9 protein-coding genes are annotated in these 11,411 nt (G+C 32.6%); 6 read left to right on the top strand and 3 right to left on the bottom strand.

The window, feature by feature from the left end; translation table 11 throughout:
* Positions 1-38: 38 nt before the first annotated feature.
* Entirely contained in the window at positions 39-470 is a 432-nt protein-coding gene (locus tag ACVCXO_RS17130) for a TerB family tellurite resistance protein (RefSeq protein ID WP_452230814.1), read from the bottom strand.
* A 309-nt stretch (positions 471-779) separates the two neighbouring features.
* Here ACVCXO_RS17130 and mfd point away from each other — a divergent pair, with 309 nt between their 5' ends.
* The 4 genes from mfd (at position 780) to ACVCXO_RS17110 (ending at position 8,486) form a co-directional block, all read left to right on the top strand.
* Positions 780-4,130: a transcription-repair coupling factor gene (gene mfd / locus ACVCXO_RS17125; RefSeq protein WP_452230813.1), complete on the top strand. Its 3,351-nt coding sequence runs from the start codon at positions 780-782 to the stop codon at positions 4,128-4,130.
* A 30-nt stretch (positions 4,131-4,160) separates the two neighbouring features.
* Entirely contained in the window at positions 4,161-5,528 is a 1,368-nt protein-coding gene (locus ACVCXO_RS17120) for a TlpA family protein disulfide reductase (protein ID WP_452230812.1), read from the top strand.
* Positions 5,529-5,711: 183 nt separating this feature from the next.
* Complete coding sequence (locus ACVCXO_RS17115; protein WP_452230811.1) at positions 5,712-6,434, top strand: LamG domain-containing protein; 723 nt, start codon at positions 5,712-5,714, stop codon at positions 6,432-6,434.
* Between the two features lie 210 nt (positions 6,435-6,644).
* A complete protein-coding gene (locus ACVCXO_RS17110) occupies positions 6,645-8,486 on the top strand; it encodes a cystathionine beta-synthase (protein ID WP_452230810.1) in 1,842 nt (613 codons plus the stop codon).
* A gap of 112 nt (positions 8,487-8,598) precedes the next feature.
* On the opposite strand, the gene ACVCXO_RS17105 is transcribed toward ACVCXO_RS17110, so the two are convergent.
* The gene (locus tag ACVCXO_RS17105) at positions 8,599-8,943 is read right to left on the bottom strand and encodes a DUF983 domain-containing protein (protein WP_452230809.1); all 345 of its coding nucleotides are present in this window, start codon (positions 8,941-8,943) and stop codon (positions 8,599-8,601) included.
* A 95-nt stretch (positions 8,944-9,038) separates the two neighbouring features.
* On the opposite strand from ACVCXO_RS17105, the gene ACVCXO_RS17100 reads away from it, so the two are divergent.
* Positions 9,039-9,914 carry a helix-turn-helix domain-containing protein gene (locus ACVCXO_RS17100; protein ID WP_452230808.1) on the top strand — a complete coding sequence of 292 codons (876 nt, stop codon included), beginning with the start codon at positions 9,039-9,041 and terminating at the stop codon, positions 9,912-9,914.
* Between the two features lie 66 nt (positions 9,915-9,980).
* A complete protein-coding gene (locus ACVCXO_RS17095) occupies positions 9,981-10,586 on the top strand; it encodes a hypothetical protein (RefSeq protein ID WP_452230807.1) in 606 nt (201 codons plus the stop codon).
* On the opposite strand, the gene ACVCXO_RS17090 is transcribed toward ACVCXO_RS17095, so the two are convergent.
* Positions 10,563-11,237, bottom strand: coding sequence for a methyltransferase (locus tag ACVCXO_RS17090; protein ID WP_452230806.1), 675 nt, complete (start codon positions 11,235-11,237; stop codon positions 10,563-10,565). The two genes, ACVCXO_RS17095 and ACVCXO_RS17090, sit on opposite strands and share 24 nt — an antisense overlap.
* Positions 11,238-11,411: the final 174 nt, after the last annotated feature.

Raw genomic sequence — 11,411 nt, 5'->3', positions numbered from 1 at the left:
ATAGATCGCCTTTTTTAATACCAAATAATATAAAATTATTATTTATTCATTGTTTTAATTTCTTCCATAAAAGTATCTAAATCCACTTTATTACTAACTAAAACAAGTGCCTTATCTACTACATATTTCACGTTTTCAGGTTTAAAACCTAAACCAACTGCAATTTTACGCAAAACAAGTTCTTCATTATCTCCTTTAATATGATCCACATAAACCATTCTAGACAAATCATATAAACGCTCTAAACGATTATCGTAAGAAGTTGGAGGATTAATATGGTGGGAAGCATAATCCTTTAAAATTATTGCATAATCCCCTTCGCTAATATCTAAATTTCTAGCTAAACGATCTAAAAACGCCTTTTCTTCATCTGTAATAACACCATCATCCATTGCAACTCTAACAATTGATGCAAAATGGTCTTCATTACGCTTTTTAAATCCACTATCAAATAAATCTGAAATTGACATATATTCTTTTTTTTAAGTGCCACAAAGATAATTAAACAAAACGCTTTTTAAAACATTATTAATAGCTTTTTTTAGGCCATTCCGCTACTTCGCTTAAGCTACGTAACGTCGGGCTTTCCGTTATTAGTTTTGGCTTAAAACGCACACGCGCCAAAAGCTAGACACTGCAATCCCTAATGCATAACATCGGCATCACTTCTCGAGACTTCTACTATAAAAGAAATAGAATTTCATAAAAAACAAAAAAAAACATGCCGCTATTCATGACAAAAAAAATGTAAATACTATCTTTACATAAAACTAAAATACGTGAGTAAAACACTTCTCTCGCAAACCTACGCACAGTCTTTGCAATCGCAAAAACTGCAAACTGCTATTGCCAAAACCGAAACAAAAACACATATTAAAGGACTTATTGGTTCTTCGCTTTCGTTCCTAATTTCGCAAACCTTTAAACAAGCGGACAAACCATTCTTGCTTATTTTTAACGATAAAGAAGAAGCAGCTTTTTACCTCAACGATTTAGAACAATTACTAAACAGTAAAGATGTACTCTTCTACCCAGGAAGTTATAGAAGACCTTATCAAATTGAGGAAACAGATAATGCCAATGTCTTGCTTCGTTCCGAAGTATTAAACCGAATAAATTCGCGTAAAAAACCGGCAATAATTGTTACGTATCCAGATGCACTATTCGAAAAAGTAGTCACCCGTCGTGAGCTAGAAAAAAATACATTAAAGGTTTCTGTAAATGACAATCTCTCCATAGATTTTGTAAACGAAATGCTATTCGAATATAAATTCAAACGGGTAGATTTTGTAACCGAACCTGGTGAGTTTTCGGTTCGTGGAGGAATTGTAGATGTATTTTCCTTTAGTCATGATGAGCCCTATAGAATTGAGTTTTTTGGCGACGAAGTAGATAGTATTCGTACCTTCGATGTAGAAACACAACTCTCTACCGAACAGATTAAAAAAATAAGCATCATACCAAATGTTGCTAATAAATTTTTAGAAGAAAGCAGACAAAGTTTCTTAAAATATATTGCACAAAAAACAGTAATATTTACCAAAAATGCAGACTTAACATTCGCTAGAGTAGATTCGCTCTACGAAAAAGCAGTAGAAGCATTTGAGAATCTTTCCAAAGATATAAAACATGCCGAACCAAAAGAATTATTCTGTAATGCAACTTTACTAAAAAAACAATTTCTAGATTTTAATATCGTAGAATTTGGAAGCACATCTGTCATGTCGAACGCAGTCGAGACATCTCAACCTATAGAATTCAAAACAACACCACAACCTGCTTTCAATAAAAATTTCGACTTACTTATTGAAAACCTGAATAGCAATCATAATAAAGGTTTTACCAATTATATCGCTTGCGTAAGTGAGCAACAAGCAAAACGATTTCATGATATTTTTGAAGACGTAGAACAGGATGTTAGCTATAAAACTATAGTACTTTCTCTGTTTCAGGGTTTTGTAGATCACGACAATAAAATCATTTGTTATACCGATCATCAAATATTTGAACGTTACCATAAATTCCATTTAAAAAATGGGTACGCTAAAAAGCAATCTATAACCTTAAAAGAACTTACAAATCTAGATATTGGCGATTATGTTACACATATAGATCATGGTATTGGTAAGTTTGGCGGACTTCAAAAAATTGATGTCGAAGGCAAAAAACAAGAAGCTATTAAATTAGTGTATGGCGAACGGGATATCTTATATCTAAGCATTCACTCTTTACACAAAATCACCAAGTTCAATGGGAAAGATGGGAAACCACCAAAAGTCTATAAACTGGGTAGTAAAGCTTGGAAAGTTTTAAAGCAGAAAACAAAATCTAGAGTTAAAGAAATTGCGTTTAATCTTATTAAAGTCTACGCAAAACGAAAACTAGAAAAAGGCTATCAATACAAACCCGATTCTTACTTACAACACGAGTTAGAAGCTTCTTTTATTTACGAAGACACGCCAGACCAAAGTACTGCAACTGCAGATATTAAATTGGATATGGAAAGCGAGAGACCAATGGACCGACTAATTTGTGGTGACGTAGGTTTTGGTAAAACCGAAGTAGCAATTCGTGCTGCTTTTAAAGCCGTAGATAACGGAAAACAAGTTGCCGTTTTAGTACCAACAACCGTTTTAGCATACCAACATTCTAGAACCTTTGCAGCACGTTTAAAAGAATTTCCGGTTACTGTAGATTACCTCAACCGTTTTAGAACTGCAAAAGAAAAACGCGAAACCCTAGAAAAACTAGAAAAAGGACATGTAGATATTATTATTGGCACACACCAACTAGTAAATAAAAATGTAAAATTTAAAGATCTAGGATTACTTATTGTAGACGAAGAACAAAAATTTGGTGTCGCTGTAAAAGAAAAACTAAAAACGTTAAAAGACAATGTAGACGTGTTGACTTTAACAGCAACTCCAATACCAAGAACGCTTCAGTTTAGCTTAATGGCAGCAAGAGATATGTCGGTAATTACCACTGCACCTCCAAATCGTTATCCTATAGAAAGTAACGTGATCCGCTTTAGCGAAGAAACAATTCGTGATGCAGTTAGTTATGAAATTCAACGTGGTGGACAAATTTTCTTCATTCATAATAGAATAGAAAACATCAAAGAAGTTGCAGGAATGATTCAACGCCTGGTTCCAGACGCAAAAATTGGTATTGGTCATGGGCAATTAGACGGCAAAAAACTAGAGCAATTAATGCTTTCTTTTATGAATGGGGACTTCGATGTTTTAGTAAGTACCACCATTGTAGAAAGCGGATTAGATGTTCCTAATGCAAATACTATTTTTATTAATAATGCGAATAATTTCGGACTTAGTGATTTACACCAAATGCGTGGACGTGTTGGTAGATCGAACAAAAAAGCATTCTGTTATTTTATAACACCAGAATATTCTGCAATGACTAATGATGCCAGAAAACGGATTACGGCTTTAGAACAATTTACAGAACTTGGTAGCGGATTTAACATCGCCATGAAAGATTTAGAAATTCGTGGTGCTGGAGATTTACTTGGTGGAGAACAAAGTGGTTTCATTAATGATATTGGTTTTGATACCTACCAGAAAATATTAAATGAAGCTATTGAAGAACTTAAAGAAAACGAGTTTAAAGATTTATACGAAGACGACGGAAAAGAGAAAGAATTTGTAAAAGATATTACTATTGATAGTGATTTCTCACTACTATTCCCTGACGATTATGTCAACAATATTACCGAAAGATTAAACCTATACACGCAATTAAATAACATTAAAACAGAAGAAGAACTTACCGTTTTTGAAACCCAACTTATAGACAGGTTTGGAGAACTACCAACACAGGTTGTAGACTTGTTCAATTCGGTTAGAATAAAATGGATAGCAACCAAATTAGGTTTAGAAAAAATCATAATGAAAAAAGGTAAGCTCGTTGGTTATTTTATTAACGACCAACAAAGTGCTTTTTACCAAAGTCCAGGCTTCACCAAAGTTTTGAAATACATACAAGCAAATCCGCTAGCATGTAAAATGAAAGAAAAACAAACCAGATCGGGCTTAAGACTATTACTTACTTTTGATAGAATAAACACTGTGGATAAAGCATTAAACGCTTTAAAACCTATTTTGGCATAACCTTTGAATTAGAATAAAAAACCAATAACAATGACTAAAAGATTATTATTTTTAATCGCTTTTTTACCAAGCATTCTATTAGCACAACATACTATTAAAGGAACATTCACTCCTGCAGACGAGTTTAAATTCGCCATACTTTATAAAGTAACCCCAACGACTTCGCTTTATGTAAATAACGCAGAAATCGATAGCATTGGTAATTTTCAATTCAAACTAGATACTACCGTTACAAAAGGGATGTATCGAATCGTTTATGCTTTACCGCAAGACGAGTATAATTTTGACCTTATTTATAATGCAAAAGAAGATATAGAACTAACTTTTAATTTAGACGAAGGCGTAAAATACATAACATCTCAAGAAAACAAATTATTAGGCGCTTATACAGAAAGTTTACAAACGGTTAGCAAAAACATAAATACATATTACTCTAGTAATAAAGAAAGTAAAAAGGAATTCCGTAAAGCTTTTGATGTATTAGCCGAAACTCAAAACGAATTTGAAAAAGCTTCCAAAGGCATGTTAGCTTCCCATTTTATAAAAGCTAGTAAGCCATATATTCCATCAGAAATGGAAGATGCGCAGACGTTCTCCAAAAACTTAAAAGCTAATTATTTTAGTAATATAGATTTTAGCGATGCCACTTTACAAAGCTCTAGTTTTTTAATTGAAACCGTTTTAAATTATGTGTTTACGTTTACAAATCCGATAGACGAAAATCTTGGTTACAAAAACAATGTAGATGCAGTTATCGCAGCAATTGGAGATAATCCTACCATTAAAGAGATTATTACAGAAGTACTTTTTAATCAGTTTGCAGATACTAAAAAAGAGGAAGTTGCAAACTATATTGCAGACCTTTATTTATTGCCAATAGCAAAAGCTAAGAGAGATAACACTTTAATAGAAAAACTTACCGTTTATAAAAATACATCTATTGGTGAGCGCGCTTCCAACTTTACTTTAGAAATCACAAAAGACAAAAAAGTAGCACTTACTAAACTGTATGATTATAAAGAAGCAGCACAATATGTTGTAGTTTTTTGGAGCAGTACTTGTTCGCATTGTTTAGAAGAATTACCAAAGCTACATGCATACTCTAAAACTTTAGAAGAAGGCAAATTAAAAATCATTGCAGTTGCTTTAGAAAATGATATTTATAGATGGAAGGACAAAACCTATGATTTCCCAGAATTCGTTCATGTATATGGCGAAGGTAAATGGGACAACTCGATAGGTAATGCTTACGGTGTTTCTGCAACACCAACCTACTTTATTCTAGATGCGGATAAAAACATCCTAGCAAAACCAGATGACTTTACTGCTTTAGAAACGTTTTATAAAGACCATCCTATTGTTTTAGAGAAAGAAGAAATGGAGAACGAAGATGAATAATATTTAAATCATTTCTGAAAAAACAAACTATAAAATCTTCAACTATTTTATCGCATATTTTTTACTTAACCAAGTTCGCAACCACAATACTACATCTTATAATTTAACAACAGCCTAACAAAAAAAATAGTGAAGTGGTATAATAATTGTTACGTCCTTGTAAGTATAGATAAACCTACCACGATGAAAAACTATTTCTTACTTTTTGGACTACTACTTATAACACTAAACTCTTGTACTAAGGATGACAAGGATGATTTAGCAATCACCGATGCGCACTCTGAAAACCTAATTGCTTACTATCCTTTTAACGGGAACTCTCTAAACGAAGTAAATTTCGACCATAATGGAACGGTTGAAGGTGCTATTTTGACTTCAGATATGAATGCTGTAGAAAACAGCGCTTTCCTTTTTAATGGTGTGGATGATGTAATAAAAATCGATCACCATGCCGTATTTAACTTATCCGATGCATTTACAATTTCTGCACTTGTTAATCCTCAGGAAATAAAAACGCAAGGAATTATTAAAAAAGGAGCTATTGTAAATGGTTCAGGCACTTTGCCTTATGACATTTCTTTATCACAAACTGGCGACATTGTATTTACAATAACTACAGAAAATGGGGAAACAATAAATCAAGTTAGAAAACAAGGCTACCAAACTAATGCATGGTATTTGATAACTGGCGTTTTAAAAGATTCGGAGATGTTGTTATATGTTAACGGAACGCTTCAAGGGTCTCAAAGTATTAATGGGGAAACAAACACAAATACAGAACCTTTAATAATTGGTTCTAGATTAGGCCTACCAAGTGACACCTTTAAAGGAACTATAGACGAAGTCCGTATTTATAATGCTGCTCTAAATGCTTCCGAAGTAATGCAGTTGTATAGCAACCTATAAATTAACTACCACCATTATTGGATTTACTAATTGTTAGCTTCTAGTCTATTTCTATAAAACAATCACAGAATTTCTATTCTGTTTTATTCACAAAATCAAGACCTAGAAAAGACAACTCTATTCGAAAAAACAAGTTAGACAAAACGCACTACAAGACGCCAGAAAAAATCTAATTAACGTACCTTTGCAACCTATTTAAAAGGGAACATTATGGAAGCAAACAAAACACTAATATATATTAAAGAAGTATTAGAAAATATGCCAACTGCTTGGCTAAATCTAACCACCCATCGACTAGATATTTATAACGAAGAATTAGCGAAAACGCAATTTTTAGATCAGTTTGAAACCTTATTTAAAAACAACAACGCTACAAACTCTGCACTAAATGAATTACCTACCGCATATGATTATATTCGTTTAGGTCATCCATTATCTTGTGTATTAGAATGGGCAATTGCCAACGAACAAGGACTAAAACCAGAAAGTGTAATTAGTTTTTCTTCGCAAACAGTTCCTGTTTTAGCAATTCTAAGAAAAAATCTAATAGATAATAAAAAGACTCAAATTCTATATACCGATACATTACCTGCCTTTTTTGATGCAGAAGTAATACAACGTGTTTATGGCTATACTTTTGAGTTGAAGAAAGTAGATAGCTCCAAAGATATTCCGGAGTTTAATGGTAGTACTATTTTCCTTTCTAAACAAGATACATGGAATGCTCTAGATATTAATCCAGAGATAGACTTTTTTATTCGTCTTCAAAATCACTTAGGAAGTATTCTAATAATAAATGGCGAAGAAAACGAAAGTTACATTTCCGATATTCAACACGTACGACGAAGAGAGACCATTGCAATGACTCCAGACAATTCGCTTACTGCATTAAAATCACTAGTAACGCAGTCTTCCGTAGAAAACAAACCAAAGAACACAGCAAACAAAACAAGCGTTCTAAATGCTATTAATAAAATCACGAATACCAATACAAAACCTTTAGTTGCTTCTAGCGGATTATCGATTCAGTATGCCATTTTAATGGGATTAGTGCATGATGCATTAGAAAACCACAAAGGAAAAGCGATCAAAATTATTGTTCCTCCAAATTGTTATGGTGGTACCAATGATCAAGCAAGACGTGTTGCTGCTTGTATTGATAATGTAGAAATAGTGGATTTATTAGTCGATGGTGATAATGATATGGTGCAAAGTATTGATACCGTATTAACGCAAATTGCTGCGCAAGATGCTGTTCCTTTAATCATTGCCGAAATTCCTACAAACCCAAGAGTTGAAGTTCCAGATCTTATACAGCTAAAAGAAGCTTTAACTAAAGAACGTAAAACAGCAGCAGGAGAAATTGCAATCGACCCAGTGTTTATTTTAGATCAAACTTTTTGTCCGAATGTGCACTTTTTAGGCGAAGACGACATCCTTGCAACGGTTCGAACGATTTCATTTGCTAGCGGATCTAAATTCCCTAGTGGCGGAAAATGTACTGCTGGGTATTGCGTAGGAAATGAAAGAACTATCGCTTTAATGGAAAAAATTGAAATGCATCTAACGCTTTGTGATAATGAGGCTACCGATTTTCAATATGAAATATTAGCGAAGCAAATGCCTTCTATGAATCAGAGAATCACGGATGCATATAAAAACACCAGAGAATTTGTAAACTTTATTCATGAAGCATTACCTGGATCAAAAATCAATTTTGTTTCTTCCGAATTAGCAGAACAAGGCTTTACACCTTCCGTTTTCTCATTAGATCTTCCTACCAAAGGAGATAATGATGCAGAAAGAGAAACCTATAAAAGAGCATTGAATTTAAGCTTAATTAATTTAATGATTACAGAGATTCCAGACGAGAGTAAATTCTGTGTCAGCTACGGACAATTAAAAGGATGTTATTGGACTATTCCTGCAACCTCAACGCAAGGAACAACCAAAGAAGGCGATAAAGATTATATTGTACGCGCATCTCTTTCTCCAAATCTGGATTTAGAATTGCACAAAAAAGTATTTTTGAAATTTGTGGAAAGCATCTAATACACTGGAAATTGTCGAGAATATATAATTTAAATTAAAAAAAGGGAAACTGCATAAGATTATGTAGCTTCCCTTTTTCTTTAAAATATACTTACGAAATATTCAATTTGGACTAATAAAACATATAGATCCAAATAGATCTTGAAATTCTATAATTAACAGCACCCAGTAAAAAGGCGATTAAAGTAATAATCAAAAATACGCGTATTGGAGACAAATCAATAAAAGACCAAAACACAATAAGGCTTGCTATCATTTGCGCTACAGCAAGCGCATAACTCACAAACATAGCCCCAAAAAAGAAACCTGGTTCTCTTTCAAATTTAAAATCACATTCGCTACACCTAGCACTCATTTTCGGGATCTTAAACAATAACAAACTACCTCTATTATTAAAGATATTTCCTTTTTTACAATTGGGACATTTACAATTTAATGCATTTAAAACTACGCTCATAATCTATAAATTAATGATACCGCAAAATTAGAAGAATAAAACCTTAATAATCCTATAGAATAATCGCCATTTTTTGTACTTTTAGGACATTTACTATGAAGATACCCGTTTTAAAAATTGATGAGTTTCAAAAATCAAAGCCATTAAAAGATTTGTATATCAATTCTTTTTCTAGCCATATAGAAAGGAACAAGAACTTAATTAACAAACCACACAGCCATAATTTCTATCTCTGTGTTCTCTTTACGGAAGGAACTGGAACACATGAAATTGATTTTAATTCTTATACTATAAACCCAGGGAAAGTTTTCTTTTTAAAACCTGGGCAAACACATTTCTGGAAATTTGACACAAAACCAGAAGGCTATATCTTTTTCCATTCTCAAGCATTTTACGACATGAAGTTTTTAGATCATACGCTGCATTCGTTTCCTTTTTTTTATTCCTATCAAAACCCGCCTTTATTAGAAGTACCTCTAGAAAAAAGACAGGAATTACAACTAAAATTTCAAGAGGCTTATACCGAATACCAGCAAGACAATCTTTTAAAAGAACTAAAAATAGTAAACCTTATAAATAGTATTTATATAGAATTAACACGAGCATATACAGCAGATATAAATATAGAAAAGCTTGTTTCTCCCAGCTATTCTATATTACTAGAAAACTTAGAAAATGCGATAAACACGCATTTTTATACCGAGAAACTACCAAAATTTTATGCTAATAAATTAAACATAACAACAAAGCATCTCAATCGAGTAGTAAGGCAAACCATAAATAAAACCACAAGTCAGCTAATTTCGGAAAGAATAGTACTAGAATCTAAAAGACTGATCGTGCACTCCAATAATAATTTAGCCAATGTTGCAAATACATTAGAGTTTTCGGATTACGCCTATTTTTCAAAATTTTTTAAAGCTAAAACCGGAGAAACACCAATACATTTCAGGAAGAAATATTTTCATTAAAATTCTAACTATTTAATGCCTTCCTATTTTACTATCTTAGTTTCCTGAAAAATCAGTAACAGTTACATGCTTTACATCAAATTTAATATCCAGAACGCTTCTAAATATTTAGATTTTCAAAAATTATATGCGCATATGGTTGAAACTAGAGAACCTGGTTTTAATTTTCAAGACGATGAAAGCGCACCAGAAATGGATTGGGATAGTATGAAAAATGAAGAGGAGATGGATGAGGCAGTAAAAGAACTAAATGATTATTTAGACCAAAAACCAGAATTTCATAGATATCACGAGAAAATTCCTAATTATGCAAATGATTTTCTAGAAAGCTATTTACAATATGACAATGAAAAATCGGGATATCTAGGCGAGTTTGATCCGATTTCCATTTTTAATTATTTAGAATGCGGATTTGAAGTAGATTTGGACAGTCTAGAAAAGCATAATGAAAAATACGGAATAGTAAGATTCTCTACAGGAAACTATCCTTTTGGTGGGTTAGAACGTTTTTTTATAACCTTAAAAGCATACGAAATAATTCCTTTAGAATGTTATGATGGTTTTACTACCAACCAAATAAAATGGCTCAATAATTTTGAATACAAGGAAACGGAATTTCCTAAGAGAAATAAAGGGATCTTTAAGTTTCTAAACTTTATAAATGGTCGTTAAAATAATGCCTTTATTATCGTTTAAAACAACAGACAATACTTGTTTTTCTTCTTGTACTTTAAAATGAAATGGAGCAGATAACACATCTAAACCACTTTGTTTTTTTAGCCGGATTCCTTGCCCGGAAATAATAGCTGCATTAGGAATAAAATCACCTTCCGGTACATGTTCTGTTATAATCACATATTTAAATTCACTTAACTTATATAGTATTTTTTGCACCTCAGCATTCGAGAGATGCTGTAATACTTGTCGTAATAAAACACAGTCTCCAGAAGGCAAATCGTCGACTGCAATATCCAAACAATGGAACTCTAAATGATCTGCTGTAAATTCTTTTTTATTATGTTTTATAAGATCGGAAACAATATCCACAGCAATATACTTTTTGGTATGCTTCACCAATTCTTTGCCTACATTAAAATCGCCACAGCCTAAATCGCAAACCACAAGCGGCGATTTAAAAGAGGTTAAAAAGGAAGTTATAACATCTATATACGGATTTACAATATTCGCATCATGCGATCCTACACCAGAATAAAAATCAGAAGAATTACTTCCCCAAAGATTCCTTTCATAAACCTGTTCCATGGCATCTTTAGTTGGCCACGGCTGCTTTCTTTTTTTAGATTTATTTTCCTCGTTATTCATGAATATCTTATTGGTCCCTACAAATTATAAAGGCATCCTTATAGGTATCAAAGTGTAAAACTAAAACATTCCTTTTCAAGCAAACTATAAATAAAAGTTAAAACGTTTTTTTATTACTAAACGATTGGTTAGTTTTGTCTCATAATTAGAATATTCCGTTTTACGGAAAGCAAA

Source organism: Lacinutrix sp. MEBiC02404, from assembly GCF_053601575.1.
Note: the sequence above shows the minus strand (reverse complement) of the source record. Positions and strands in the feature narration are given on the sequence as shown.

Coding starts and splice junctions, on each gene's coding strand:
- ACVCXO_RS17130 (WP_452230814.1), bottom strand. CDS start 470: ATGTCAATTTCAGATTTATTTGATAGTGGATTTAAAAAGCGTAATGAA.
- ACVCXO_RS17120 (WP_452230812.1), top strand. CDS start 4,161: ATGACTAAAAGATTATTATTTTTAATCGCTTTTTTACCAAGCATTCTA.
- ACVCXO_RS17115 (WP_452230811.1), top strand. CDS start 5,712: ATGAAAAACTATTTCTTACTTTTTGGACTACTACTTATAACACTAAAC.
- ACVCXO_RS17110 (WP_452230810.1), top strand. CDS start 6,645: ATGGAAGCAAACAAAACACTAATATATATTAAAGAAGTATTAGAAAAT.
- ACVCXO_RS17105 (WP_452230809.1), bottom strand. CDS start 8,943: ATGAGCGTAGTTTTAAATGCATTAAATTGTAAATGTCCCAATTGTAAA.
- ACVCXO_RS17100 (WP_452230808.1), top strand. CDS start 9,039: ATGAAGATACCCGTTTTAAAAATTGATGAGTTTCAAAAATCAAAGCCA.
- ACVCXO_RS17095 (WP_452230807.1), top strand. CDS start 9,981: ATGCTTTACATCAAATTTAATATCCAGAACGCTTCTAAATATTTAGAT.
- ACVCXO_RS17090 (WP_452230806.1), bottom strand. CDS start 11,237: ATGAATAACGAGGAAAATAAATCTAAAAAAAGAAAGCAGCCGTGGCCA.